We start from the raw sequence: 26,037 nt of genomic DNA on the forward strand, positions 1-26,037 counted from the left end.
GGCCGCCCGGCGGCCGGTGACTCCCGGCCGCCGGGCCGGCGGGCTCAGCAGATACGGGGGAGCTGCTCGCCGAGCGGCAGGTCGACGACCCGGGTGCCGCCGAAGGGCGTACGGGCGACGACCATGCCGGGATGCTCGGCCACGCACTCGCCGATCACCACCGCGCCGGCGCCCCCCGGATGGGCGCGCATCGCGGCGAGCACCGCGTCCGCGTGCTCCCGCGGCACGAAGGCGAGGAGCTTGCCCTCGTTGGCGACGTACATCGGGTCGAGGCCGAGGATCGCGCAGGCGTTGGCCACCTGGTCGGGCACCGGTACGCGCTGCTCCTGCACGACCACGCCGACGCCGGCCGCCGCCGCGATCTCGTTCAGCGCCGCCGCGACGCCGCCCCGGGTGGGGTCGCGCAGCACGTGCAGGTCAAGGGTCGCGGCCAGCATCGCCTCGACCAGCCCGCCGAGCGGCGCGCAGTCGCTCTCGATCTGCACGCCGAACTCCAGGCCCTCCCGCACGCTCATGATCGCGACGCCGTGCAGGCCGATCTCGCCGCTGACGATCACCACGTCGCCGGGCCGCGCGCGCTGCGGACGGATGTCGACGCCCTGCGGCACGAGCCCGATCCCGGCGGTGTTGAGGTAGACGCCGTCGCCGCGGCCGGCCTCCACCACCTTGGTGTCGCCGGTGGCGACCTCGACGCCCGCGGCCCGGGCCGCCGCGCCCAGCGCCTGCGCGATGCGGCCGACGACCGAGGTCTCGACACCCTCCTCCAGGATGAAACCGCAGCTCAGATAGGCGGCGCGGGCCCCGCTCATGGCGAGGTCGTTGACGGTGCCGTTGACCGCCAGGTCACCGATGCTGCCGCCGGGGAAGAAGAGCGGGCGCACCACGTACGAGTCGGTCGAGAAGGCGAGCCGCGCGCCGCCCAGGTCGACCACGGCGGAGTCGCCCAGGCCGGCGAGGATGCTGTTCCCGAAGGCGGGGGCGAAGAGGTTCTCCACGAGTTCGGCGGACATCGCGCCGCCGCCGCCGTGGCCCATCACCACCCGGGGGTGGTCCCGCAGCGGCAGCGGGCAGCTCCAGCCGGAGAAGTCCGGCGCGGTGAGGGTCTCGGTGTCAGCCAACGGGGCTCGCCTCCTGGGGGACGGCCGGCGTACCGAGCCGGCGGTAGAGGTAGTAGGCGGCGCAGGCGCCCTCGCTGGAGACCATCGTCGCGCCGAGCGGGTTGCGCGGGGTGCAGGCGGTGCCGAACGCCTCGCACTGGTGCGGTTTGATCAGGCCCTGCAGCACCTCGCCGGCGCGGCACTGCGCGGGCTCGCAGGTGGTGATGCCGCCGACGTCGAAGCGGTGCTCCGCGTCGTGGTCGCGGTAGCGCTCGGAGAGCCGCCAGCCGCTCGCGGGGATGACCCCGATGCCGCGCCAGGCCCGGTCGGTGACCTCGAAGACGTCCTCCAGCATCGTGCGGGCCGCCGGGTTGCCCTCGGGCCGCACCGCGCGGGCGTACGCGTTCTCCACGGTGTGCTCGCCGCGCTCCAGCTGGCGGACGGTGCGGCGGATCCCTTCCAGGATGTCGAGCGGCTCGAAGCCGGTGACGACGATCGGCACGCGGTACCGCTCGGCGAGGGCCGGGTACTCGTCGGTGCCCATCACGCTGCAGACGTGACCGGCGGCGAGGAAGCCCTGCACGCGGCAGTCCGGCGACTGCATGATCGCCTCGATGGCGGGCGGCACCCGGACGTGCGAGACGAGCATGCTGAAGTTGCGGATGCCGTGCTTGCGCGCCTGGTACACCGTCATGGCGTTCGGCGGTGCGGTCGTCTCGAAGCCGATGCCGAAGAACACCACCTCCTTGTGCGGGTTCTCACGGGCGATCCGCAGCGCGTCGAGCGGTGAGTACACCACCCGGACGTCACCGCCCTCGCCGCGCACCCGGAACAGGTCGCGGCCGGTGCCGGGCACGCGCAGCATGTCGCCGAAGGAGCAGAACACCACGTCGGGCCGGGAGGCGATCTCCAGCGCCTTGTCGATCACCTCCAGCGGCGTCACGCAGACCGGACAGCCCGGTCCGTGGATCAACTCGACTTCTTCGGGCAGCAGTTGGTCGATACCGTGCCGGATGATGGTGTGCGTCTGGCCGCCGCACACCTCCATCAGCGCCCACGGGCGCGTCACCGTCGCCCGGATGTCGTCGAGCAGGCCGCGGGCCAGCTCCGGGTTGCGGAACTCCTCCAGGTACTTCACCGCTCCACCCCCTCGTGCGCCACCGGACCGCCCGCCACCGGACCGCCCGGCGCCGCCGGACCGACCGCCGCCGGACCGCCCGCCGCCGCCGGGTCGTACTCCGCCGGACCGCCCGCACCCGCTGCCGCCTCCCACGGGTCGCCGAACTCCTCCTGCAGGAGGCCGAGTTCGGCGAAGAGGTCGAGCGTCCTGCGGGCCGACTCCTCGTCCAGCCGCTGCAGCGCGAACCCCACGTGCACGATCGCGTACTCACCCACCCCGAGGTCCGGCAGGTACTCCAGGCAGACGTCCTTGACGACGCCGCCGAAGTCCATGACCGCCATCCGGGCGCCGTCGCGCTCCTCGATCTCCACCACTCTGCCGGGCACCGCCAGGCACATGGGCACGTCTCCTCTCAGCGGGCCGCCCGCGCGGCCACCATCAGCTGGCCGAGCGCCAGCCCTCCGTCGTTCGGCGGCACCCGGTGGTGCCGCAGCACGGTGAATCCGTCCGCCGCCAGGGCCTGCGCGCAGGCCGAGGAGAGCAGGGCGTTCGCGAACACGCCGCCGGTCAGGGCGACCGTGGCGATGCCGTGCTCCGCCCGGGCCGCGCCGCACATCCGGTGCACCAGGTCGGCGACCGCCGCATGGAACCGCGCCGCGACCGCCCCGGCCGGTGCGCCGCCCCGGACGTCGGCCGCGACCGCGGCGAGCACGGGCCCCGGATCGGCGATCGACGGACCGTCGCCCGTGCGCAGTTCGAAGGTGTAGCGGTCGGACGGCGGCACCGGGCCGTACCCGGCGGCGGCTGCCTCCAGCTCGATCGCGGCCTGCGCCTCGTAGCCGGCCCGGTGGCAGATCCCGGCGAGCGAGGAGACCGCGTCGAAGAGCCGGCCCATGCTGGAGGTCGGCACGCAGTTCACCCCGCGGGCCAGTTGCTGCTCCAGCACCGCCGACTCGCCGTCGCCGCAGGCCTGTACGCACGGCAGGTCGTCCGACCGGGCGATGCCCGCCGCGTGCAGGTGGGCCAGCGCCATCCGGTACGGTCGCTCCACCCCGGCGTCGCCGCCCGGCAGTTGTGCGTAGCGCAGGTGGGCGAGGCGGCGGGCGCCGGCGTAGTCGGCGAGCAGCAGCTCGCCGCCCCAGACGGCCCCGTCGTCGCCGTGGCCCGAGCCGTCGAAGGCGATCCCGAGCACCGGGCTGCTTCCGTCCAGGCCGTGTTCGGCCATGGCGGAGCAGACGTGCGCGTGGTGGTGCTGCACGCGGTGCAGCGGTCGTCCGGCGGCGATCCGGACGGCCGCGCCGACCGAGCGGTAGCCGGGATGCCGGTCGGCGGCGAGGAGTTCGGGCCGGGTGCCGGTGACGGCGCCCAGGTGTTCCGCCGCCGACCCGAAGGCGCGCAGGGTGGCGAGGTCGTCCATGTCGCCGATGTGCGCCGACAGCCACGCCTGGCGGTCGCGGCCGAGCGCGAAGGTGTTCTTGAGGTCGCCGCCGACGGCGAGCGCCGGGCGCACGGGGACCGGCAGGGCCAGCGGCAGCGGGGCGTACCCGCGGGAGCGGCGCAGGGTCAGCAGGTCGCCGTCGACGACGCGGACGACCGAGTCGTCGCACGGCACCCGGATCGCCCGGTCGTGCGCGAGCCAGCCGTCGACGAGCGGGGCGAGGCGGTCCAGGGCCTCGCGGTCGTCGGTGACGATGGGTTCCCCGGAGCGGTTGGCGCTGGTCGTGACGAGCAGCCGTGGCCCCGGCGGATCGCCCGGCAGGCCGAACAGCAGCCGGTGCAGCGGCGTGTACGGCAGCATCACGCCGAGGTCGGGGCTGCGAGGGGCGACCGCGTCGGCCACCGGCGCCCGGCCGCCCGCGGTGGCGCGCAGCAGCACGATCGGCCGCGCGGGGGAGGTGAGGGCCGCCCGTTCGTCGGCGTCGGGCTGCAGCGGGTGCAGGGCGGCGAGGTCGGCGGCCGTCACGGCGAACGGCTTGTCGCCGCGGTTCTTGCGCCGGCGCAGCTCGGTCACGGCGTGCGGGTCGGCGGCGTCGCAGACGAGGTGGTAGCCGCCGATGCCCTTGACGGCGAGGATCGCGCCGTCGGCGAGCATCCGCCGGGCCCGTGCGAGGGCGGCCTCGCCGGCGCGCGCGGCCCGGCCCGGCTCGGTGAACGACAGGGTGGGGCCGCAGGCGTGACAGCTCAGCGGCTGCGCGTGGAAGCGCCGGTCGGCCGGGTCGGTGTACTCGCGAGTGCACTGCGGGCACAGCGGGAAGCCCGCCATCGTGGTGTTGGCCCGGTCGTAGGGCAGCGCGGTGACGATCGTGAAGCGCGGCCCGCAGTTGGTGCACGTGATGAAGGGGTGGCGGTACCGGCGGTCGCCCGGGTCGGCGAGTTCGGCCAGGCAGTCGTCGCAGGTGGCCACGTCCGGGGGGATGGCGCTGCGGCGCGGACCGGTGGCCAGCGAGGGGGCGATGGTGAATCCGGCGGCGCCGGTGGCGGCGAGGGGCTCGTGCGAGACCCCGGCGACCTCGGCGAGCGGTGGGGCGTCGGTCCGCACGCGGCGGCAGAACGCGTCGAGGGCGTCGGCCGGGCCCTCGATCTCGGCCAGCACGCCTTCGCCGGTGTTGGTGACGTGCCCGGCGAGGCCGAGTTCCGTGGCCAGGGCGAAGACGAACGGGCGGAAGCCGACGCCCTGGACGACGCCGTGGACGGCGAGCCGCCGGCGTTGCGGTGCGGTCGCGGTCCGGCCCGTCGTCACGACAGGCTGCCCACCGTGCCGTGCTCGTGCGGCCCGTGGACGTGCGGCCCGTGCCCGTGCGTGTGGCCGTCCCCTGCGCCGTGCCCCTCAGGCCCGTGGTCGTGTCCGTGGTGGGACGGTGCGGCGGCCATGACGGGCCGGTGCACGGGCCCGCCGTCGAGCACCGCGAGCGCCCGGTCCAGCAGCACCCCCTGGCCCTGCCCGGTCCGGACGGAGGTGAAGACGACCTCCACACCGGGGTTGACCCGGGCGACGTTGGCGAGGAACCCCGCACGGTCGAAGTCGACCGCCTCCGCGAGGTCGGTCTTGGTGACCACCACCAGGTGCGCCAGCCCGAAGGCCGTCGGGTACTTGAGCGGCTTGTCCTCGCCCTCCGTGACCGACGCCAGAGCCACCCGCAGCGACTCGCCGAGGTCGTACGAGGCCGGGCAGACCAGGTTGCCGACGTTCTCGACGAAGAGCAGCCGGGTGTCGTCCGGCAGCCAGCCGGCGAGGTGCCCGCGGAGCATGTCCGTCTCCAGGTGGCAGAGCCCGTCGGTGAGCACCTGCTTGACCGGGGCTCCCGAACGCGCGAGCCGTAGCGCGTCGTTCTCGGTGGCGAGGTCGGCGGTGAGCGCCGCGACGGGGATGCCGCGTTCGGTGGCGAGGGAGAGTTCGGTCTCCAGCAGCGCGGTCTTGCCGCTGCCCGGACTGGAGAGCAGGTTGACCGCGACCGTGCCGCGGGCGGCGAGTTCGGCGCGCAGCTGCTGCGCGTCGGCGTCGTTCCTGGCGAGCACGGCCTGGTGGAGATCGAGCATGCGGCACATGGCGTTCAGCCCTCCTGGACGTAGGCCGGGTGGTCGTCCCACTCGGCGCCGATGATCTGCAGCTCCCGGCCGGACAGCAGGTCGACCTGTCCGGTGGTGCAGCGGGGGCAGGTGAGATCGGGTGGCATGCCGACGGCCCATTCGGTGGCGCACCCGGTGCAGCGGGCGCGGGCCGGGACCGTCTCGGTGATCAGCTCCGCGCCGGCCACGACCGTGTCGGTGCAGGCCAGTTCGAAGCTGAAGGCCAGTGCCTCCGGCACCACGCCGGCGAGTTCGCCGACCTGCAGCCGTACGCGCCGTACGGCGCCGGCGCCGTGTTCACGGGCGGCCTGCGCCACCTGCTCCACGACGGCCGCCGCGATGGACATCTCGTGCATCGGCCTCACTCCCGGGGAGGGTCCACAGCGGGTCCAGTACAGGGTGCGGCGGTGGCGCGGGTCCGAAGCCGCGCCGCCGCCGCACCGGAGGCCAAGCCATTTGCAGTAGCGCCGGGCGCGGGGGGCGCCCGGCCGCCCTCACATCCGGGAGATGCGCAGGTACCGCCGGAGGTCCCCCAGGTTGGCCAGGACCACGACGGCCGCCGCCGCCGCGGCGGTGCCGATCACGAACTTCCACATGGTGACGCCTTCCTGTCCGCCCGTTCGCCGGGCTTCCGGTTCTCTTCGATGACCCGCAGGAGCAGTTCCACGGCGGGGTCGACGGCCTGGGCGACCGGTGCGCTGAGGCCCATGCCCTCGTCCAGCGCCGCCGGTTCGCAGCCGACGACCAGCACCCGCTCCGGGGGCCGTCCGCCGGTGCCGGCGGCGAGCGCGCCGAGCAGGGCGAGCACGGCGTCGGGGCCCATGCGGTGTCCGTCGACGGCGGGTGCCCCGGTGGGGGCCTCGGCCGGCTCGTGGTCGGCCTCGATCAGGTAGACGGTGCCGGGCTCGCCGCCCCGTTCGGTGGCGTCCACGAGCACCAGCACGCGGTAGCCGTCGAGGAGTTGGTAGGCGAGGTGGACGCCGCGTACGCCGAAGTCGACGACCTCCACGCCGTCGGGCAGCGGCCGTTCGGTGAGCCGGCGGACGGTCTCGACGCCGAAGCCGTCGTCGCCGAGGAAGATGTTGCCGACCCCGGCCACCAGGATGTCCTTCACGACTCCTCCAGCGGGGTGATCTCGTCCGTCTGGAAGTACCGGTACCTGCCCTGGGCCCGCCAGAGATCGGCCCCGGGGTCGCCGTCGACGGTGACCGCCACGTGCACGGAGCCGTCCACGTCGTGGAGCACCGCCTCGACCAGGGCCTCCCGGCCGTGCAGGAAGATGTCCTGGGCGTCGGTGCGCCGCAGGCCGGGCTTCAGCCGGACGCGGCTGCCCGCGCCGACGGACCGCCCGTCGACCACGACCCGGTCGGTGCCGGGGTCGACCTCGGCGTCCCGGCCCGGATCCCACCAGGGGGTGTCCGGTGCGGCGAACGGGTCGGCGGCGGTCGGTGCAGGGTCGGTGATGTCGCGGAGGGCCCGGACGGCGCCGTGCAGCCGTTCCATGACCTCCGGCGGCATGGAGTCGGCGAGGTCGATGACGGCGCCGGCCCGCTCGTCCGTGCCGCGGGCCTCCCGCTTCTCCTGGTCGGTGAGGGTCGCGGTGCGCAGGGCGAGGATCTCGTCGATCTCCGTGGCGTCGTAGAGCGCGCCGGGGCTCTCCGGGGCGATCTGCGGGTGGTCCTCCAGGATGATCGGCGAGGAGAGCACGACGTCCGAGCGGCCGGGTTCGCCGGCCAGCACGGGCCAGGTGTGCAGGTTCCGGCAGTGCGCGATCCGGGGTGCGGCCCACTGCGGGGGGTCGGTCATGGAGACGAAGGAACCGCCGTCCAGGCCGAGCAGCAGGTGCGCGGAGACGAGCGAGTGCCGCAGTGCGGACTCCCGGTCCGCGTCGGCGGGCGGCACCCATTCGGTGATGTTCTCCACCACGGCGGTGAGGCGCAGCACCCGGTAGGGGCCGGGCAGTTCCTCGGCGGTGACGCGCACCAGGCCGTCGAGCCGTTCGCAGCGCCGGCTCAGCCGGCCGACCGGCGGGCCTCCGCCGGCGGAGACCGCCTCCTGCTCGTCCCGGGCGGGCCGGTGGAAGGGCACGGTCAGCCCTTCCGCGAGCAGCCGGTCGACCGGTACGGAGAAGGTGACGGTGTCCTCGACGCCCTCGTCCCAGGGCACCAGCACCCGGTCGGGGAGTTCCAGCGAGTCGACCTCGACGAAGCCGCCCTGCGGGTCGGCCTGTTTGACGGTGCGCCGCTGGGCGCGGAGGAAGCGCAGCTCGCCGGAGAGCACCGAGCCCTGCCGGGGTTCCACGAGCATCTCGGTCTGCTGGAACGCGTGCTCGCCCTCGTCCTCGCCGTACGCGGGCGGCACGAGCACGCCGAACTGCCAGCGCAGCCGGTTCTTCGCCGCGGACGCCCGGTAGGGGTACAGCACGTAGCCCTCGAACAGCACCGCGTCGGCGATCCTGCGGGCGGTCGTGAAGTCGCTCACCGCGCACCTCCGTCGGCCGTGCCGGCGAGCTCGGCCGGAGCGGGAGCCGGAGCCGGGCCCGGGGCCGGAGCAGGGGAAGGCGCGGCAGCGGGCGTGGCGGCGGAGGCGGCCGGTGCGGCGGTGTCGAGCAGCGACTGCACGGTGGCCTCCCAGGACGGCAGCGCGTGCCGCGACCGGTGGGCCAGCAGCGCGTCCAGGGTGTCGCGGCGCAGCCGCAGCCAGCCGCTGCCGGGGAAGTGCTGCTCCATCATGTCCCGCCAGACCTGTACGGGGAGGCGGCAGGTGGCCTCGCGGTCCCACGGCACCGGGCTGACCTGGAAGCCGGACGGACCGGAGAACGCGGTGCCGGAGAAGAGCATGAGCAGCGGCACCTCGCCGTCCTCCAGCGCGTGCGGGTAGCGCCCGGCGGCGACCTCCAGGTCGTACGAGCAGGGCACCGGCAGGTCGACCTCGGTCTCCCCGGTGAACCCGGTGACCATCAGGGGCACCTGGGCGAACTGGATCGGGTTGAGCGAGGTGCCCCAGCGGGCGGGTTCCCCGAAGAGGTCGCCCAGCCGTTCCGTCTCGGTGTCGTTGTAGCGCCGTCGGGCGGGTTCGATGCGGAGCTGGCAGCGGAGGGCCAGCGCGTGCACCTGCAGGCCGGGTTCGGCGGTGATGCGGAGCCGGAACACCAGGGTGGGGCCCGCAGCGTAGCCGTCGGCGCGTACACCGGTGCACCGGAAGTCGAGTCCGGTCACGGCGCACCGCCCGTGCCGACCGGCCGGGCCCGGGCGTCCAACCGGTCGAAGTAGGCGTCGAGTTCGGCGCGGGCCTCGGCGCCGCCGTCGAAGCCCTGCCAGTGCAGGCGCATCCGGCCGACGAGTTCGTAGCAGGCGTCGACCGGCACCAGGTAGGCCCGGTTGTGCCCTTCGGAGCGGCGCAGGAGGAGGGCTTCGACGTCCGGTTCGAGCAGGGCGGCGAGCGGGCTGCCGCCGAGCACGGCCTGCCAGTCGTCCTCGTCGAGTTCGCTCTCGGTCGCGCCGGCCGGGCTGGGGTACAGCGCGATCGGCCGTTCCTGTGCCGCGTTGCGGAGGAAGAACACCGTGCTGACCGGGATCCGCAGCGAGTCCCACACGGCGTCGGTGACGCTGTGCTCCGGGTCGACGAGGTAGCGGTCGGGCACCGGGCGGTAGCGGCCGCCGGCCGCGCCGTCCTGGTGGAAGAGCAGGCCGCAGGCGGTGCAGGCGCAGGCGAGCGAGCGCTCCTCGACGTCCACCAGGTGCCGGTGGCCGCCGGGCAGGCGCTGGCCGCAGAAGGCGCAGGCCTCGGGCTGCGGCGGGGCGGGCTCGCGGAGCCTCCGCAGCAGTGCGGTGCCGGGCCGGTCGATCTGGCGTGTGCTCACCGCTCCACCGCCACCGGCCGGGTGCCGATCTGCAGCAGCGCGGGGCGCCGTTCCAGGTGGAGGGCGGTCACCTCGGGGGCGAAGCAGGCCAGCGCCTCCTCCAGCCGTTCCTCGGCCTGGGCGCCGCCGCAGCCGCAGCCGCCGCCGGAGTCCTCGCCGCGCAGCCGCAGGCTGCCCGTCGCGGCGTCGAACTCCTCGACCTGCCAGCCGGTTTCGTTCTCCAGCGCGCGGCCGATCCGGGTCTCGACGCTCTCCGGGTGCAGGTCGTGCAGCACGAGCAGCCCCGACACGAGCGGCTCGCCGAGCGCCTGCGGCGGCAGGAAGGCGGCCATCCGCTCCAGCCCGCCGGTGTAGAAGTCCATGAGCAGCCGGACGAGTTCCTCGGCGGCCTCGCCCTGTCCGGCGCCGGCCAGCTGGTCCAGGCACTCCTGCACGCGCAGACCGGTCTGTTCGGCGCTCATCCGCCGAGTCCGCTCAGGCCGGTGGGGACGTGCATCTTCTGCACGGTCTTCCCGCCGCCGACGTACATGTGCACGCCGCAGGGGAGGCAGGGATCGAAGCTGCGGACGGCGCGCATGATGTCGATGCCCTTGAAGTTCTCCGGGGAGTTCTCCTCGAAGATCGGGGTGTTCTGCACGGCGTCCTCGTACGGGCCGGGTGTGCCGTAGGTGTCGCGGACGCTCGCGTTCCACGGGGTCGGCGGGTACGGGTGGTAGTTGGCGATCTTGCCGTCGCGGATCACCATGTGGTGCGAGAGCACGCCGCGGACGGCCTCGGTGAAGCCGCAGCCGATGGACTCGTCCGGCACCTCGAACTTCTCCCAGGTCTGGCTGCGTCCGGCGCGCACCTCCTCCAGCGCCTTCTCCGCGAAGTGCAGGGCCACGGCGGCCGCGTACGCCTGGAAGTAGGTGCGGGCGCGGTTGCGCTCCAGGGCGTTGGACCACTGGGGGATCTTCCACTCGAAGGTGACCTCGGGCTTGGTCATCGAGCGGGGGAGGTTGATCTGCACGCTGTGGCCGGTGGCCTTGACGTAGCCGATGTCGACGAGCCCGGAGAGGGCGGTCGACCAGAGGCGGGCGATCGGGCCGCCGCCGGTGTCGAGGGCGAGGTGGTCCTTGCCGTCGAACCAGCGCGGCGACATCACCCAGCTGTACTTGTCGTCGAAGTTCCGCTTCTGCGGCGCGGGGATGGTGTGCTGGTTCCACGGGTGCCGCGGGTCGACGGGGTTGCCGAGCGGGTCGTGGGTGACGAACTGCTCCTGCCCCTCCCAGTCCTGGTAGTACGAGCTGCCCAGGAGGATGCGGATGCCGAGGTTGATCTCGGTCAGGTCGTTGGTGACGAGCTTGCCGTCGACGACGATGCCGGGCGTGACGAACATCCGCCGGCCCCAGTCGGTCATGTTGGCGTAGGTGAAGTCGCAGTGGTCGGGGTCGTTGAGCGCGCCCCAGCAGCCGAGCATGATGCGGCGGCGGCCGACCTCCTCGTACCCGGGCAGGGCCTCGTAGAAGAAGTCGAAGAGGTCGTCGTGCAGCGGCACGACCTTCTTCATGAACTCCACGTACCGCATGAGCCGGGTCAGGTAGTCGGTGAACAGCTGCACGGAGGCGACGGTGCCGACACCGCCCGGGTAGAGCGTGGAGGGGTGCACGTGGCGGCCCTCCATCAGGCAGAACATCTCGCGGGTGTAGCGGCTGACCTGCAGCGCCTCGCGGTAGAACTCGCCCTCGATCGGGTTGAGCGAGCGCATGATGTCGGCGATCGTCCGGTACCCGTGGTCGGCGGCGTGCGGTGCCTCGGTGCGCTCGGCCCGCTCCAGCACGCCCGGGTTGGTCTCGCGGACCATCTTCTCGCAGTAGTCGACCCCGACCAGGTTCTCCTGGAAGATGTTGTGGTCGAACATGTACTCGGCGGCCTCGCCGAGGTTGATGATCCACTCGCCCAGGTGCGGCGGCTTGACCCCGTACGCCATGTTCTGCGCGTACACCGAACAGGTCGCGTGGTTGTCGCCGCAGATGCCGCAGATGCGGCTGGTGATGAAGTGCGCGTCGCGCGGGTCCTTGCCGCGCATGAACACGCTGTAGCCGCGGAAGACGGACGAGGTGCTGTAGCACTCCGCGACCCGCTTCTGCTTGAAGTCGATCTTCGTGTGGATGCCCAGGCTGCCCACGATCCGGGTGATCGGATCCCAGGACATCTCCACCAGGCCGCTGCCGTCGCCGGCTGCCTTCGTCGTCTGCGTCATCGTCTCTGTCGTGCCCTTCTGCGGGGGGAAGCGGGAGGGGGCGGCACGAGGCCGCCCGCGCACGGCGGGCGGCCTCGCGGAGGATCACCAGGGCGGCCGGTAGCCCGTCGTCACCTTGCGGCCGGTCTTGCGCCACCTGGGCTCCTTGTCCACGGTCTTCAGCGTGATCGAGCGGAGCCGGCGGATGAGCGTGCCGTACGCCGAACTCGCGGCGGTGGAGACGGTGGAGCCGGGCGGGGCGTCCATGAACGGCATGAACTTGTCGGGGAAGCCCGGCATCGTGCAGGCGATGCAGATGCCGCCCACGTTGGGGCAGCCGCCGACGCCGTTGATCCAGCCGCGCTTGGCGACGTTGCACTTGACGACCGGGCCCCAGCAGCCGAGCCGTACGAGGCACTCCGGCGTGCCGTACTCGGACGCGAACTGGCCCTGCTCGTAGTAGCCGCCGCGGTCGCAGCCCTCGTGCACCGTCGCGCCGAACAGCCAGGCCGGGCGCAGCTTGTCGTCCAGCGGGATCATCGGTGCCGAACCCGCCAGCTGGTACAGCAGGTACGTCAGCGTCTCGGCGAAGTTGTCCGGCTGGATCGGACAGCCGGGCACGCAGACGATCGGCAGCCCGGCCTTGGACGTCCAGTCCCAGCCCAGGTAGTCGGGCACGCCCATCGCGCCGGTCGGGTTGCCCGCCATGGCGTGGATGCCGCCGTAGGTCGCACACGTGCCGATCGCCACCACGGCGGTGGCCTTGGGAGTCAGCCGGTCGAGCCACTCGCTGGTGGTGATCGGCTGGCCGGTCTCGGGGTCGTCGCCGAAGCCGCACCAGTAGCCCTCGGGCTTGATGCGCTCGTTCGGGATGGAGCCCTCGACCACGAGGACGAACGGGTCGAGTTCGCCGCGGTCCGCCTTGAAGAACCACTCGACGAAGTTGTCGGCGCCCTGCACGGGCCCGCACTCGAAGTCGATCAGCGGCCAGTGGACGGCGATCTTGGGCAGGCCCGGGAGGGCGCCCGTGACGATCTCCTCGATGCTCGGCTGCATGGCCGCGGTGAGCGAGACGGAGTCGCCGTCACAGCTGAGGCCGGCGTTGATCCACAGGATGTGGACGGGTGGCGTCTCCACAGCGCCTGGGGTGCCGCCGGTATCGGCGGTCGTTGCTGCAGCATCCATGAGGATGCCTCCTTGCAAAAGGGACGAGACCGATGAAACGGACTCTCTGACTTCCTAGCAGTCCTCCGGTCGGGGCGGCTTCCGGATTGGTCCGAACCGGCGACCGGCCGGCCGGCCGTGGCAGCCCCGGAGCCCGGCCGGTGCAGGCCGCCGGGCGTCCGGCGTCCGGGGGCGGACACCGCCGATCGGACGCCGCCGATCGGACGCCACCGACCGGACACCGCGGGTGCGTCCCAGCCGATGGTGACGCAGAGGAGGGGCCGGACGGCGCAACACCGCCCGGGGAGTCACCCGACCGGCTGCGCGGGCGGTGGCCGGCCGTCGTGGGCGGTCGGCCTGGGCGCAGCTGCGCCCAGGGGGCCGGTCAGGGGTCGGGCCCGGGTGGCCGGGTGGCCGGGGCGTTCATCACCTCAGGCCTGCGCGGCGGGGCAAGATCGTCGTCGTGGTCGACCGCTGACGGTCCTGCCGTACCCCGCCGTACCCTGCCGGGTGGCGTCCGCCGCCCGCCGCAGCCCCGCCCGCCGCAGCCCCACCCGTCGCCGGGCAGCGCGTCAGGTGCGCCGGGAGACGTGCGCCGAGACGATCCGCCAGCCCACCCCGGGCATCCGCACCCAGGTCTGGGACTGGCGGCCCACCCCCGGCACGCCCTCCCGGCGGAAGGTCAGGGAGGTCACGGCGAACGCGTCGCCGTACGTCGTGACCGCCACGCGCTCGGGAGTGCGGTCGAGCCCGGCCGCCGGGCGGGCCCGGCGGAACGCGGCGATCTCCGCATATCCGAAGAGCTCCTCGTCGGCCCCGAACCGCACGGTGTGCGGGGCGTCGAGGAACAGCTCGTCCAGCACGGCGACGTCGTTCGAGGTGAGGGCGCGCTCGTAGCGGGCGAACGCCGCACGGACCTCCGCATGCACGGCCGGGTCGTCGACGACGAGTCCCGCCGGCTCCGTGGCCCCGCTCACCGGGCGGCCGCCGCACCGAGCGGGGCGTCGCCGTCGGCGGCCGCAGCCGCACGCCCGCCGACGGGGAACGTCAGCCGGCCCGCCAGGTGGGCGAAGACCGGGCCGAGCGCGTTCATCGCCACCACCGACAGCCAGGCCGCCCACGGGTCGCCGGCACGGAAGCCGAAACCGCCGAAGAACGTCGCGAAGTACGAGGCGAACCCGAGGAACATGCCGGGCACGAGGGAGAACATCCGCAGCCGGCCGGTGTACATCAGAACGGTGTTGACCACCAGGATGACGGCGGCCAGCACGGCGTCCCGGGCGAGCTGCCCGGACACCAGGCCGCCGACCTGCTGCATCACCAGCACGATCACCAGGGCGAAGAACGACCCCGCCGGCATGGCCACCCACAGCCGCCGGGCCACCGGCAGGCTCGGGCCGCCCGCGAGGAAGGTCGCGGCCCAGGAGATGAAGATCGCCCAGGGCGGGAGGTCGAGGGCGGTGCCGCCGATGAAGGCGGTGGAGGCGGCCAGGACGGACGCCGCGATCTCGTGGGGGATCCGTTCACGCATGGGGGACTCCGTGGGGGAGGGGAGTGACGTGGGGAGTGAGTCGGTGGGCGAGTGCATCGGTGAGGGAGTGAGTCGGTGGGCAAGTGAGTCTGTGAGGGAGTGCATCGGTGAGGGAGTGCATCGGTGGGCGAGTGCATCGCCGGGGGAGCGAGTCGGTGGGCGAGTGCATCGCCGGGGGAGCGAGTCGGTGGGGGAGGACGGCCCGGATCGGGTCAGGCCGTGCGGAACAACAGCTCGGTGCTCCGGGTCGAACGGGCGACCACCCGGCCGCCCTTGATGACCGCGGTGCGCACCGGACGGTCCAGCAGGACGTCGTGCACGTTCAGGGTGTCCAGTACCACCAGGTCGGCCGCGGCACCCGGCCGGAGGCCGTACCGGTCGGCCACGCCGACCACCCGGGCCGCCTCGGTGGTGGCCATCGCGAGCACCCGGGCGAGGTCGTCCGGCCCGGTCAGGTGGCCGGTCTGGGCGAGCAGGAGCCCGATGTCGAGCAGGTCGGCGTTGCCGTACGGGGTGAACGCGTTGCGGATGTTGTTCGAGGAGTACGCGCACGTCACCCCGGACTCCCACAGCTCGCGGACGGGGGCGACGCCGCGCCGCGTGTTCACCTGGTCGGCCCGGCCGTTGAGGTGCAGGTCGGTGGCGGGCAGCGGGACGACCGCCACCCCGGCCGACGCCAGGGCGGCGAGCACCTCCCGTCGCTCCGAGGGCGGCCGGCCGGCCAGGGAGGTCATGTGGCCGAGCGCGACCCGGCCCTGCAAGCCCCGCCGTACCACCGCCCCGGCGATGTACTCCGCCATGGCGAACCGCGGATCGGCGGTGTCGTCCGCGAAGTCGGCGTGCAGGTCGGCGGGCACGCCGAACTCGACGGCCAGATCGAGCACCAGGTCGACCTGGCGCCGGCAGTCCGCGACGTCCGCCTCGTTGTAGGTGCAGCCGCCGACGACGTCGGCACCGCGGCGCAGCGCCTCGCGCAGCAGGCCGAGGGTGCCCTCGGCGCGCAGCACCCCCTCCTGCGGGAAGGCCACCACCTGGAGGTCCACCACGTCGCGGTACTCCTCGCGCAGCTCCAGCACGACGTCGAGGGCCAGCAGGCCGATGATCGGGTCGACGTCGGGGTGGGCACGGATCAGGGTGGTGCCGTGGGTCACCGCCTGCTCGATGACGCTCCTGGCGCGTTCGCGGACGGCCTGCGCGGTGAAGGAACGCTTGAGTTCCCCGGTGACCGCGATCGCCCCGGCCAGCGAGCCGTCGGGGTTGGGCCGTTCACGGTCGAGCAGGGCCTTGTCGAGGTGCAGGTGGGATTCGATGAGGCCGGGTATCACCACGCGCCCTGCGCAGTCGAGGGTTTCGGCGCCCGGTGCCGCGGCGGACCGGCTGCCGATCGAGCGGATCAGGCCGTTGCCCAGGTGGATGTCGACGGGCTCGGCGTGGTCGGCGATCCGGGCGTCGCGCAGGACGAGGTCGGGCAGGACGAGGTCGGGCAGGCGGCGAGCGTGCATACAGGCGGATCCCTCCGGGGCGGGGCGCCGGGGGAGAGGGGTCCTCCGGGGGCGCCGCCGATCTTGTCCACCGGTTGTATACAAGTCGTTTGTTGCGCGAAAACGCTTCTCCGGAAACGCCCGTGTTTCGGTGCGCCGGCCGGCGGGAGGCCGTCGGGCGGGACGGGTCCTACGCCGGTCCGTCCGCGGCCGCCGTGCCCGGCTCGCGGCGCCGGTACGCGGACTGCGCCTTCACGATGTGACGGGCGACCAGGTCACGGGCGCGGTCCTGGTCGGCGTCCTCGATCGCGGCCACGATCTCCGCGTGCTCCCGCCAGGAGTCGACGGCCCGGCGCGGGAGTTCGGCCGCGTACACCCAGGCGATCTTGTGGCTGAGCTGGGTCACCAGCTGGCTGAGCGTGCGGCTGCCGGAGGCCGTCGCGATCACCTCGTGCAGACGGCTGTTGAGCCGGGCCAGCTCCTCCAGCCGGCCGTCCTCGGCCGCCTCCAGGCCGAGCGAGACCAGTTCCTTCATCCGTCCCACCTGCTCGGGTGTCCGGCGCAGCGCCGCCCGGCCCGCACCCAGCGGCTCCAGCAGGCCGCGGATCTCCAGCAGGTCCTCCGCCTCGTCGTCGCTCAGCTCCACCACGGCGATGCCCGCGTAGGGCCGGCTCACCAGGAAGCCTTCCGCCTCCAGTGCGCGCAGGGCCTCGCGCACCGGCACCCGTGAGACGCCGTACCGGGCGGCCATCGCCTCCTCGGTGAGCCGCTGGCCGGGCCGGTGGACCCCCCGGATCAGGTCCTCGCGGATCGCCCTGACGACCGCCTGCGGCGACACCCGCCCCCGGTCCGACGCGGACTGTCCAGCCTCGTCACCCATGATCATCCTCGATTGGATACAATCGCCGCTCCTTCGGCGAAAGAGCTTGGCGTGGCGAACGTACTACAACCCGGCACCGGCCCGATCCACGGCGACGCGTACCTGCGCTCCACCCCCGACACCGTCTCCTGGGGCTTGCTGCCCACCGCGGCCGACCGGCCCGTCCTCACGGTCGACTCCGGCTCGACGGTCTGCTTCGACACCGTCAGCCACGAGGGCCTGCTGGCCGACCAGGGCGGTGACCCCGCCGCCTTCTTCGGCGCGGCCGGCATCGCCCCCGGCCACCTGCTCTCCGACGCCCGCGACATCGCGGCCGCCCTCACCCACCGCCCCGACGTCACCGGCCCGCACATCGTCACCGGACCGGTCGCCGTCCGTGGCGCCCGCCCCGGCGACGTCCTGGAGGTCGAGGTGCTGAGCCTGCTGCGCCGCGCCCCCTACGGCGTGATCAGCAACCGGCACGGGCGCGGCGCCCTCGCCGGCGAACACCCGATACCCCCGCACGGCTGGCCCGCCGGGCAGCCCGCACCCACCGTCAGCCTGGTCGCCCACGTCGACGAGGACGGCCGCGGCCTCCTGCCCACCGGCGACGGCCGGCACCTGCGCTTCCCGCTCGCCCCGTTCCTCGGCATCCTGGGGGTCGCCACCGCCGGCGACCGGCCGCACGACTCCGTGCCGCCCGGCCCCCACGGCGGCAACCTGGACATCCGCATGCTCACCGAGGGCGCCCGGCTGTACCTGCCCGTGCAGGCCGACGGCGCCCTCTTCTACACCGGCGACCCGCACTTCTCCCAGGGCGACGGCGAGGTCTCGCTCACCGCCTTCGAGGCGCCGCTGCGCGCGACCCTGCGGCTCACCGTGCACCGCGACGAGGCCGTCCGGCGGCTCGCCGCCGACCTCGCCCTGCCCTTCGCGGAGACGGCCGACGCCCACCTCGTGCTCGGCCTGGACCCCGACCTCGACACGGCCGTCCGGCAGGCCACCCGCAACGCCGTCGCCTTCCTCCGCGCCCGGCACGGCCTCCCGCCCGCCGTCGCGCTCGCCTACCTCAGCGCCGCGTGCGACGTTCGGATCTCCCAGGTCGTCGACCGCGTCAAGGGCGTCCACTTCGTCCTGCCCAAGGCCGACCTCGCCGGCCTCGGGCCCGGCGGCACCGACACCGCCCGCAGTGAGGGAGACACGGCATGACGACCCGTCCCGGCCCGTTCGTGGAGTGGCTCCCCGCGCCGCCCGACCCGTCGACGCCCGACCCGTCGCCGTCCGACCCGGCCCCGACCGCGCCGGACGGCCCGCTCGCCGGTGTCCGGCTCGCGGTCAAGGACGTCGTCGACGTCGCCGGGCTCCCCACCGGCGCAGGCCACCCGCTCCGGCTCCTCACCCACCCGGCCGCCGAGCGGGACGCCGAGGCCGTGGCCAGGCTGCGCGCCGCCGGGGCGGCGTTCGTCGGCAAGACCCACACCGACGAGCTCGCCTACAGCCTCGGCGGCACCAACGCCCACTACGGCGCCGTGCCCAACCCCGCCGCGCCCGGCCGGGTCTGCGGCGGCTCCTCCAGCGGCACGGCCGCCGCCGTGGCCGCAGGCGCCGCCGACCTCGGTCTCGGCACCGACACGGCCGGATCCGTCCGCGTCCCCGCCTCCTACTGCGGCCTGTACGGCTTCCGGCCCACCCACCGGCGGGCACCCCGCGCCGGGATCGTGCCGCTCGCACCGTCCTTCGACGTGCCCGGCCTGCTCGCCCGCGACCCCGCCGTGCTCGACGCCGGCCTGCGGGCGCTCCTCGGCACCGGCCCGGAGCAGCAGCACCCGCGCACCCCCCGGCCCGTACGCCGGCTGCTGGTGCCCGACGACCTGTGGGCCCGCGCCGGCGACGCCGTCACCGCCGCGCTCGCCGGGCCGGTGGCCGCGCTCGCCCACCTGGCCCCCACCGACCGGCGGACGTTCCGGGCAGCGGCCTCACCGGGCTGGGACCGCACCCGCGAGGCGTTCTCCACCGTCCAGGCGGCCGAGGCGTGGGCCGCGCACGGCGCCTGGATCACCGCACGGCAACCGGAGTTCGGGCCCGGCGTCGGCGCCCGCTTCGCCGCCGCCGCCGAGGTCACGGCGGACCGGGCGGCACAGGCCAGGGCCGACCTGGCCGCCGACATCGCGCCGCTGCTCGAACTCCTCCACGACGGCGACCTGCTGCTGCTCCCCGCCGCACCCGGCCCGGCACCGCTGCTCACCGGCGGCGGCGCCGCTCCCGCCGCGCCGCCCGCGCCGGACCGCCGGACCGCCACCGTGCTGCTCACCTGCCTCGCCTCCGCCGCGGGCGCACCCGCCCTCTGCCTCCCCGTCGCCCGCCTCGACGGCGCCCCGCTCGGGCTCTGCCTCGTCGCCGCCCCCGGCTCCGACGAACACCTGCTCGACCTGCTCGCCGCGCTCGACCCGCCGACCGGTGCGGGACCGGCCGGCGGGCCGCCTCCGGACGGCACCACAGCGAAAGGCCCCCGATGAAAAGCATCACCGCACGCCTCGGCATCGACCCCTATCTGCTGGCCATCCTCGCCACCGTCGGCCTCGCCGTCCTGCTGCCGGCCCGCGGGGCTGCCGCCCACGGCCTCGCCGACACCACCACCGGGCTCGTCGGCCTGCTGTTCTTCCTCTACGGCGCCCGGCTCTCGCCCCGCGCCGCACTGGAGGGCGCCACCCACTGGCGGCTCCACCTGACCATCCTGGCCGCCACGTTCGTCGTCCTCCCGCTGCTCGGCCTGGCCGCGCAGGCCCTCGCGTCGCCCCTGCTGGGGCCCGAACTCGCCCGCGGCGTGCTCTTCCTCTCGCTGCTGCCCTCCACGGTGCAGTCGTCGATCGCCTTCACCGCGATCGCGGGCGGCAACACCGCGGGCGCGGTCTGCGCCGCGTCCTTCTCCAGCCTGCTCGGCATCGTCGCCACCCCGCTGCTGGCCTCCGCGCTGCTCGGCGGCGCGGGTGCGGTGCGGCTCGACGCGGGAGCGGTGCTGACCCTCGTCCTCCAGCTGCTGCTGCCGTTCCTCCTCGGCCAGCTCTCCCGCCGCTGGACGGCGTCGTGGATCGCCGCGCACAAGCCGGTCGTGACCGCCGTGGACCGTGGATCCATCCTCGTCGTCATCTACGGCGCCTTCAGCGAGGGCATGGTCGCCGGCGTCTGGCACACGACCTCGCCGGGCCGGATCGGACTCCTCCTGGCCGTCTGCGCACTGCTGCTGGCCGCCGCCCTGATCGTCACCGACCGGAGCGCACGGGCTCTCGGCTTCTCGCGTGCCGACCGCATCACCGTCGTCTTCTGCGGTTCGAAGAAGAGCCTCGCGAGCGGACTGCCCATGGCCGCAGTGCTGTTCACGCCCACCGATCTCGGCCTGATCGCCCTTCCGCTGATGCTCTTCCACCAACTGCAGCTGATGGCCTGCACGGTGCTCGCCCGCCGCTGGGCGGCGGCGGAACACCCGGACGGGAGCGGGCCCGCGGCAGCAGCCGGTGCGGCGGGCGCCGGGTCGGGCGCCGGGTCGGGCGCCGGGTCGGGCGCCGGGTCGGGTGTCGGGTCGGGCGCCGTCGTCGAGGAGCGCGCCGGCAGCTCCGGCGTGACCGTGTGACCGTGCGGTCGCCGGCAGGCCCGCGGCCTCCGCGGTTCGTCCCCTCGGGTGGGGATCATGCCGGTTCCCGGGCCCGGTGCGACGTGTTCCACAGGGCAGGGCGCGGGCCGTGAGGGGTCCGATACGCCGGTGTTACACGGCGGAACGGTCCAGGCAATCCGGCGGACCTACGGTCGGGCGCACCGCGATTTCGTATACAAAAGCGGGATCGCCTGGACCGAGGAGACCGATGAGACCGGACGCCGCACCCGACACCGCCCCGGACACCGCCCCGGACACCATCCCGGACGGCGGCGCGACGGACGAGTACGAGCACCGGCCCGTGCCGCCCGAGGCCCGCCGCAGCCTGCTCTCCGTCGCCGCGGTCTGGGGTGGATTCCCCATGTGCCTGGGCAACGCCGTGTTCGGCGGGCTGATTGTCTACAACCTCGGCACGCTGCGCGGCATGCTCGCCGTCCTCGTCGGCAACCTCGTGCTCCTCGGCTACGTCGGCACGCTCGCCCACCTCTCCGGCCGGACGGGCGACAACTTCTCGCTGCAGTCGCTCACCACCTTCGGACACCGCGGCCGGGCCCTGGTGGTGGGCTTCCTCTCCACCGTGGTGATCGGCTGGTTCTCGTACCAGATCGGCCTCACCGGCAGCACGTTCCACGAGCTGTTCGGCTGGGCGCCCGCCTGGGGTGCGCTGCTGGGCTGCCTCCTCTACACGGCGGCCGCGGTGGCCGGCATCAGGGCGCTGTCGCTGATCGGGCTGATCGGCACGCCGCTGTTCCTCGTCCTGGGGGCGGTCGCGCTGTACTTCGGCACCCGCGACGGCGCCTCGCTCTCCACCGCGCTGGCGTACGGCGGTGAGGGGCGCGCCCTGCCGTTCTGGGCGGCCGTCAGCATCGTGATCGCGGGGTTCGCGGACTCCGGCACGATGACGGCCGACTTCACCCGGTGGGCCCGTGACGGACGGTCGGCCGTCGCCGCCACCGCTGCCGCGTTCCCCTTCGCCAACACGGCGGCCTACCTGGTCGGCGGGCTCGTCGTCGCGGTCGGCGGCGCCGCGGACCCCGCGCACGACGGCGGCGCGTTCCTCGGTCTGCTGACCGGGCACGGCGCGCTGCTCACCGGGATCGCGGTGCTGTTCGTCCTCACCAACCTCGGCTCCGTCGCCGCGCACTGCCTCTACAACGGTGCCGTCGGCTGGTCGGGCGTCACCCGGGCCCGGATGCGTACGCTCGCGCTCGTCCTCGGGGCGGTGGGCCTGGCCGTCGCCCTGACCGGGGTGTGGAGCTCGATCGTGGAGTGGCTGTCGCTGCTCGGCATCGTGGTGCCCCCGATCGGTGCGGTGCTGATCGTCGACCATCTGATGCCGCGGTGGCGTGCGGCCGGGCGGCCCGTGGAGGCCTTCCGCGTGTCGGCCCTCGCCGCCTGGGCGGCCGGTGCGGGTGCGGCCGCGCTGGTGCACGCGCTGGCGCCGGGCTCCGTCGACGCACTCGTCGGGATCGCCGTCGCCGCCGCCGCGTACGCGGGGCTCGCGCTGCTCCGCCGTCCGGTCGCGGAGCAACCGCCCGTGAAGGGAACGCCGCAGGGAGCGCCGCAGGGGTCGGTGCAGGGCCCGGCCCTGGTGGCCGTGCCGGTGGCGGGGGAGGGCCGGTGAACCGCGCCGCCCGGGACGAGATCTGCTTCCTGTCCGCCACCGACCTGGTCGCGCAGGTGCGGCACCGCACCCTCTCGCCGGTCGAGATCGTGGACGCCGTGCTCGACCGCACCGCCGAACTCGACCCGCTGCTGGGCGCGTTCTGCACCCCGACTCCCGGGATCGCCCGGGAGCGCGCCCGCCGGCTCGCCGACGACCTGGTGCACGGCCGGCCGACCGGTCCGCTCGCCGGGGTGCCGATCGGCGTGAAGGACCTGCTCTCCACCGCGGGGGTGCGCACCACGTCGGGTTCGGTGGTGCACGCCGACCACGTGCCCGACGAGGACGACATCGTCGTCGAACGGTCCGCGGCGGCCGGGGCGGTGCTGCTCGGCAAGACCAACACGACGGAGTTCGGCTACAGCGCCGTCGGCCACAACCCGCTCTTCCCGCCCACCCGCAACCCCTGGAACACCGCGCTGACACCGGGCGGTTCGAGCGCCGGATCCGCCGCGGCGGTCGCCGCCGGCCTCGGCCCGGTCGCGCTCGGCAGCGACGGGGGCTGCTCGGTACGGGTGCCCGCCGCCCACTGCGGCCTGGTCGGCTTCAAGGCGTCGATGGGCCGGATCCCGGTCTACCCGGGCTGCCGGGACGAGCGGCTGCCCGGCGTCTCCGGCTGGGAGAGCCTGGAGCACATCGGCCCGCTCACCCGCACCGTCGCCGACGCGGCGCTGATGCTCTCCGTGCTCGCCGGGCCCGACCCGCGGGACCGGCACTCCATCCCGTGCGGTGACGTCGACTGGCAGGACGCCGCCCGCCGGGGCGCGGCGGACGGCGTCGCGGGCCTGCGGGTCGCCTGGAGCCCCGACCTCGGGTACCTCGCGGTCGACCCCGAGGTGCGCCGCGTCACCGGCGCGGCGGTGGCCGTGCTGGAGCGCGGACTCGGCTGCCGGGTCGAGGAGGTGACACCCGGCTGGGACGACCCGGCCGCGGCCTTCGAGGCCCTGGTCGTCGCCGAGACCGACCTGCGCGGCCTGCGCCGGACGATCGACGAGCACGGGCCGCGGATGTCCCCGCACCTGGTGGCCTGGATGCGCCGCCCGTGGACCGCCGAGCAGCTCACCGACGCGAACATCGCGCGCAAGGCCCTCGTGAACCGGATGGCCCGGCTGATGGCCGGGTACGACGTGCTCGTCACCCCCACCGCGGCCGTGCCGCCGTTCCCGGTCGGCATCGCCGGCCCGACGGTGACCGACGGCCGGGAGGTCGGGGAGAACGCCTGGATCGGCTTCAACTACCCGGCGAGCCTCACCGGCCAGCCGGCCGTCAGCGTCCCCGCCGGATGGACGCGGGACGGCCTTCCGGTCGGCCTGCAGATCGTCGGACGCCACCTCGCGGACGCCACCGTGCTGCGCGTCGCCGCGGCCTTCGAACGCGCCGCACCGTGGGCGGACCGCAGGCCCGACCCGGCGGCCGCGCAGGCGGGCACGCCGGAGCCGTTCGGAGCAGGCCGCCGGGTCTGGGATCATCGAGGGCATGGTCGAACGAGTCATCGCAGCATGTGACGGAGCAGCCAAGGGCAACCCGGGCCCGGCGGCCTGGGCGTACGTGGTCGCCGACGCGGCGGGCGCGCCGCAGCAGTGGCAGGCCGGTCCGCTCGGGCACAGCACGAACAACGTGGGCGAGCTGACCGCGCTGGAGCAGCTGCTCGGCGCGACGCCGCCCGCCGCGCCGCTGGAGGTGCGCCTCGACAGCACCTACACCCGCGACGCGGTGACCAAGTGGCTGGCCGCCTGGAAGCGCAACGGGTGGAAGACCGCCGCGGGCAAGCCCGTGGCCAACCAGGAGCTCATCCAGCGCATCGACGCGCTGCTGGAGGGCCGCGACGTCACCTTCGTGTACGTGGCCGCGCACCAGGTGGACGGCGACCCGCTGAACGCGATCGCCGACAAGGCCGCCAGCGACGCGGCCCGCACCCAGCAGGCGGCGGGCGGTACGGCGGCCGACCTCCCGGTGCCGGACGCGGTCACGGCGCCGAAGGCGCGCAGCACCCGCCGTCCGGCGGCGGCGTCGGGCGGCGCCCGCACGGGCACCGCGAGCGGCGGGGCGGGCCGCTCCCGCACGCTGGCGGCGCGCTACCCCGGCACCTGCCCGTGCGCCCGCCCGTACGCGAAGGGCGACACGATCACCAAGGTCGGCGCGGGCTGGGGTCACCCGGAGTGCGTGGCGGCGCACGCCTGAGGCACCCGGATCCTCCCGGGGAGGCGGTCAGAACGTGCGGCGGCGCCGCAGCCGCCGGGGCCGCCCGTCCGGGTCGGCCACCAGCCGGGCGAGCGGCCGGGCGAGCGCGGTGGCCGTCCGCGACAGCTCCGGCGGGTGGTAGGTGCGCAGGCGGCCCGGCGGCCGCGGACCGCGCCGCCCGCCCTCGTGCCAGGCGTCGAGGGCGGCCGCGGAGTCGGCGAACGCCCGGAACGCGCCCGCCGGGTCGCACAGCGCCGCCGTGGTCGCGGCGTCCTCCGCGGCGTCGAGGTGTTCCCGGGCGAGCTGCAGCCGGAGCTCCCGGGGGAACCGGCGGGCCCCGTCGCCGAGGCCGCCCGGGTCGGCGGGCGCCCTGCCGTCCGGGGTGCCGTCCAGGACGGCGCAGTTGAGCTCGGAGTCGTGCGTCCACGACCGCAGGTTGATGTTGTCGGAGCCGACCGAGGCCCACGTGTCGTCGACGATGCAGACCTTGGCGTGCACGTACACCGGGGTGCCGGCGGGGTTCTCGACGCCGTACACCGCGACCCGGTCGCCGCCGGCCCGGCGCAGTTCCTCCAGGGCGGTGATCCGGCCGATCAGGTTCATCGGGAGGGTCAGCCGGCCGTCCTGCTCGGGCACCGGGGGGATCACCGCGACGAGGTGCAGCCGCGGGGCGGTGGCCAGGGCGCGGGCGAAGCCGGACACCACCTCCGGCGACCACAGGTACTGGTCCTCCAGGTGGACGAGGGCACGGGCGCGCGGCAGGGCCTTGAGGTAGCTGCGGGCGATGCTGCGCTCGCCGTCCGGCGCGAACGGGTGGCCGCGCAGCAGCCGGTTCGGGTAGGTGCGCAGGACCTGCACGGTGTGCGGGCCGCAGGGCGGGGGGTCGGGCAGCCGGGGCGGCAGCGTTCCGGCGGTGGTGTCCTCGTGGTGGAGGAGGCTGCGCAGCCGGATGAGCGGGCTGCGGCTCAGCGGGGCGGGGTCGTCCCAGCGTTCCCGGAAGCAGCTCTCGACGGTGCCCACCGCCGGGCCGCGGACGGCGAGCTGCACGTCGTGCCAGGGCGGGTGCGGGCCGTAGGCGTCCGCGATCGGCCGGCCCTGCGGGTCGCCGCGGTGGCGGGCGTCGTCGCGCCGGCCGTGGCAGAGGTCGATGCCGCCGACGAACGCGACGTCGTGCTCGGGGCGGCCGGGGTGGCGCAGGACGACGAACTTCTGGTGGTGCGCGCCGCCGGGGCGCACCCGCATGTCGAGCAGGCACTCGCCGCCCGCCTCCTCGATCTCCTCGCCGAGGTGGCGGTTCTCGCGTTCGCTGAACCGCAGGCGGTCGAGGTGGGAGCGCCACACCAGCCCCTTGACGGTGACACCCCGCGCCGCGGCGGCCGCGAACACGTCCCCGACCTCGGTGCCCGGCCCGGCGAGCCGTTCGTCCGGATCACCGCGCCAGTCGGTGAACAGCAGCAGGTCGCCCGCGCGCAGCCGCCGCACCGCGGCCAGGAGATCGGCGAAGTACGCGGCGCCGTGCACCAGCGGCCGTACGAGGTTGCCGTCGGACCAGGCCGTGCCGTCGGGGCGGCCGTCGTCGATCCCGGTCGCGGGGTTGCCGCGTTCGTCGGGGGTCAGCAGCCAGTCGCCGGGGTGCACGGGG

At 74.6% G+C, this 26,037-nt stretch carries 25 protein-coding genes; 6 read left to right on the forward strand and 19 right to left on the reverse strand.

Annotation, left to right across the window (positions count from 1 at the left end):
• Positions 1–44: 44 nt before the first annotated feature.
• The 18 genes from hypE to SNE206_RS18435 all read right to left on the reverse strand — a co-directional run bounded on the left by hypE (position 45) and on the right by SNE206_RS18435 (position 16,923).
• Complete coding sequence (gene hypE / locus SNE206_RS18350; RefSeq protein ID WP_407914472.1) at positions 45–1,118, reverse strand: hydrogenase expression/formation protein HypE; 1,074 nt, start codon at positions 1,116–1,118, stop codon at positions 45–47.
• Positions 1,111–2,235, reverse strand: coding sequence for a hydrogenase formation protein HypD (gene hypD / locus SNE206_RS18355; RefSeq protein ID WP_407914473.1), 1,125 nt, complete (start codon positions 2,233–2,235; stop codon positions 1,111–1,113). Before hypD ends, hypE begins: the two co-directional genes overlap by 8 nt.
• Entirely contained in the window at positions 2,232–2,615 is a 384-nt protein-coding gene (hypC, locus tag SNE206_RS18360) for a HypC/HybG/HupF family hydrogenase formation chaperone (RefSeq protein WP_407914474.1), read from the reverse strand. Before hypC ends, hypD begins: the two co-directional genes overlap by 4 nt.
• 14 nt (positions 2,616–2,629) lie before the next feature.
• Positions 2,630–4,957, reverse strand: coding sequence for a carbamoyltransferase HypF (gene hypF, locus SNE206_RS18365; protein WP_407914475.1), 2,328 nt, complete (start codon positions 4,955–4,957; stop codon positions 2,630–2,632).
• Positions 4,954–5,763 (reverse strand): hydrogenase nickel incorporation protein HypB, encoded by an 810-nt coding sequence (gene hypB, locus SNE206_RS18370; protein WP_407914476.1) that lies wholly within the window; start codon positions 5,761–5,763, stop codon positions 4,954–4,956. The genes hypF and hypB overlap by 4 nt, the downstream gene beginning before the upstream one ends.
• A 5-nt stretch (positions 5,764–5,768) precedes the next feature.
• Positions 5,769–6,140, reverse strand: a complete 372-nt coding sequence (gene hypA, locus SNE206_RS18375; protein WP_407914477.1) for a hydrogenase maturation nickel metallochaperone HypA — start codon at positions 6,138–6,140, stop codon at positions 5,769–5,771.
• 138 nt (positions 6,141–6,278) lie between these two features.
• On the reverse strand, positions 6,279–6,380 hold the full coding sequence (locus SNE206_RS18380) for a DUF6893 family small protein (protein ID WP_407914478.1): 102 nt from the start codon (positions 6,378–6,380) through the stop codon (positions 6,279–6,281).
• Positions 6,365–6,898 carry a hydrogenase maturation protease gene (locus SNE206_RS18385; RefSeq protein ID WP_407914479.1) on the reverse strand — a complete coding sequence of 178 codons (534 nt, stop codon included), beginning with the start codon at positions 6,896–6,898 and terminating at the stop codon, positions 6,365–6,367. Before SNE206_RS18385 ends, SNE206_RS18380 begins: the two co-directional genes overlap by 16 nt.
• A complete protein-coding gene (locus SNE206_RS18390) occupies positions 6,895–8,265 on the reverse strand; it encodes a hypothetical protein (RefSeq protein ID WP_407914480.1) in 1,371 nt (456 codons plus the stop codon). Before SNE206_RS18390 ends, SNE206_RS18385 begins: the two co-directional genes overlap by 4 nt.
• Complete coding sequence (locus SNE206_RS18395; RefSeq protein ID WP_407914481.1) at positions 8,262–9,002, reverse strand: DUF6084 family protein; 741 nt, start codon at positions 9,000–9,002, stop codon at positions 8,262–8,264. The genes SNE206_RS18390 and SNE206_RS18395 overlap by 4 nt, the downstream gene beginning before the upstream one ends.
• On the reverse strand, positions 8,999–9,646 hold the full coding sequence (locus SNE206_RS18400; protein WP_407914482.1) for a DUF5947 family protein: 648 nt from the start codon (positions 9,644–9,646) through the stop codon (positions 8,999–9,001). The genes SNE206_RS18395 and SNE206_RS18400 overlap by 4 nt, the downstream gene beginning before the upstream one ends.
• Positions 9,643–10,107 carry a hypothetical protein gene (locus tag SNE206_RS18405; RefSeq protein WP_407914483.1) on the reverse strand — a complete coding sequence of 155 codons (465 nt, stop codon included), beginning with the start codon at positions 10,105–10,107 and terminating at the stop codon, positions 9,643–9,645. Before SNE206_RS18405 ends, SNE206_RS18400 begins: the two co-directional genes overlap by 4 nt.
• On the reverse strand, positions 10,104–11,888 hold the full coding sequence (locus tag SNE206_RS18410) for a nickel-dependent hydrogenase large subunit (RefSeq protein ID WP_407914484.1): 1,785 nt from the start codon (positions 11,886–11,888) through the stop codon (positions 10,104–10,106). The genes SNE206_RS18405 and SNE206_RS18410 overlap by 4 nt, the downstream gene beginning before the upstream one ends.
• Positions 11,889–11,972: 84 nt before the next feature.
• Entirely contained in the window at positions 11,973–13,052 is a 1,080-nt protein-coding gene (locus SNE206_RS18415; protein WP_407914485.1) for a hydrogenase expression protein HypE, read from the reverse strand.
• 551 nt (positions 13,053–13,603) lie between these two features.
• Entirely contained in the window at positions 13,604–14,008 is a 405-nt protein-coding gene (gene hpxZ / locus SNE206_RS18420; RefSeq protein ID WP_407914486.1) for an oxalurate catabolism protein HpxZ, read from the reverse strand.
• Positions 14,005–14,562 (reverse strand): DUF1097 domain-containing protein, encoded by a 558-nt coding sequence (locus tag SNE206_RS18425; RefSeq protein WP_407914487.1) that lies wholly within the window; start codon positions 14,560–14,562, stop codon positions 14,005–14,007. The genes hpxZ and SNE206_RS18425 overlap by 4 nt, the downstream gene beginning before the upstream one ends.
• A 212-nt stretch (positions 14,563–14,774) precedes the next feature.
• A complete protein-coding gene (locus SNE206_RS18430; protein WP_407914488.1) occupies positions 14,775–16,064 on the reverse strand; it encodes an amidohydrolase family protein in 1,290 nt (429 codons plus the stop codon).
• Positions 16,065–16,233: 169 nt separating this feature from the next.
• Complete coding sequence (locus SNE206_RS18435; protein ID WP_407914489.1) at positions 16,234–16,923, reverse strand: GntR family transcriptional regulator; 690 nt, start codon at positions 16,921–16,923, stop codon at positions 16,234–16,236.
• 51 nt (positions 16,924–16,974) lie between these two features.
• Here SNE206_RS18435 and SNE206_RS18440 point away from each other — a divergent pair, with 51 nt between their 5' ends.
• The 6 genes from SNE206_RS18440 to SNE206_RS18465 all read left to right on the forward strand — a co-directional run bounded on the left by SNE206_RS18440 (position 16,975) and on the right by SNE206_RS18465 (position 24,395).
• Positions 16,975–18,111 carry an acetamidase/formamidase family protein gene (locus SNE206_RS18440; protein WP_407914490.1) on the forward strand — a complete coding sequence of 379 codons (1,137 nt, stop codon included), beginning with the start codon at positions 16,975–16,977 and terminating at the stop codon, positions 18,109–18,111.
• Positions 18,108–19,418 (forward strand): amidase family protein, encoded by a 1,311-nt coding sequence (locus SNE206_RS18445; RefSeq protein WP_407914491.1) that lies wholly within the window; start codon positions 18,108–18,110, stop codon positions 19,416–19,418. The genes SNE206_RS18440 and SNE206_RS18445 overlap by 4 nt, the downstream gene beginning before the upstream one ends.
• A complete protein-coding gene (locus SNE206_RS18450) occupies positions 19,415–20,530 on the forward strand; it encodes a bile acid:sodium symporter family protein (protein ID WP_407914492.1) in 1,116 nt (371 codons plus the stop codon). The genes SNE206_RS18445 and SNE206_RS18450 overlap by 4 nt, the downstream gene beginning before the upstream one ends.
• Before the next feature lie 229 nt (positions 20,531–20,759).
• Positions 20,760–22,175: a purine-cytosine permease family protein gene (locus SNE206_RS18455; protein ID WP_407914493.1), complete on the forward strand. Its 1,416-nt coding sequence runs from the start codon at positions 20,760–20,762 to the stop codon at positions 22,173–22,175.
• Positions 22,172–23,719 (forward strand): amidase, encoded by a 1,548-nt coding sequence (locus SNE206_RS18460; protein ID WP_407914494.1) that lies wholly within the window; start codon positions 22,172–22,174, stop codon positions 23,717–23,719. Before SNE206_RS18455 ends, SNE206_RS18460 begins: the two co-directional genes overlap by 4 nt.
• A complete protein-coding gene (locus SNE206_RS18465; protein ID WP_407914495.1) occupies positions 23,691–24,395 on the forward strand; it encodes a ribonuclease H in 705 nt (234 codons plus the stop codon). The genes SNE206_RS18460 and SNE206_RS18465 overlap by 29 nt, the downstream gene beginning before the upstream one ends.
• Before the next feature lie 27 nt (positions 24,396–24,422).
• On the opposite strand, the gene SNE206_RS18470 is transcribed toward SNE206_RS18465, so the two are convergent.
• Entirely contained in the window at positions 24,423–26,033 is a 1,611-nt protein-coding gene (locus SNE206_RS18470) for a phospholipase D family protein (RefSeq protein ID WP_407914496.1), read from the reverse strand.
• Between the last annotated feature and the right edge of the window lie 4 nt (positions 26,034–26,037).

It is taken from the genome of Kitasatospora sp. NE20-6 (assembly GCF_045862635.1).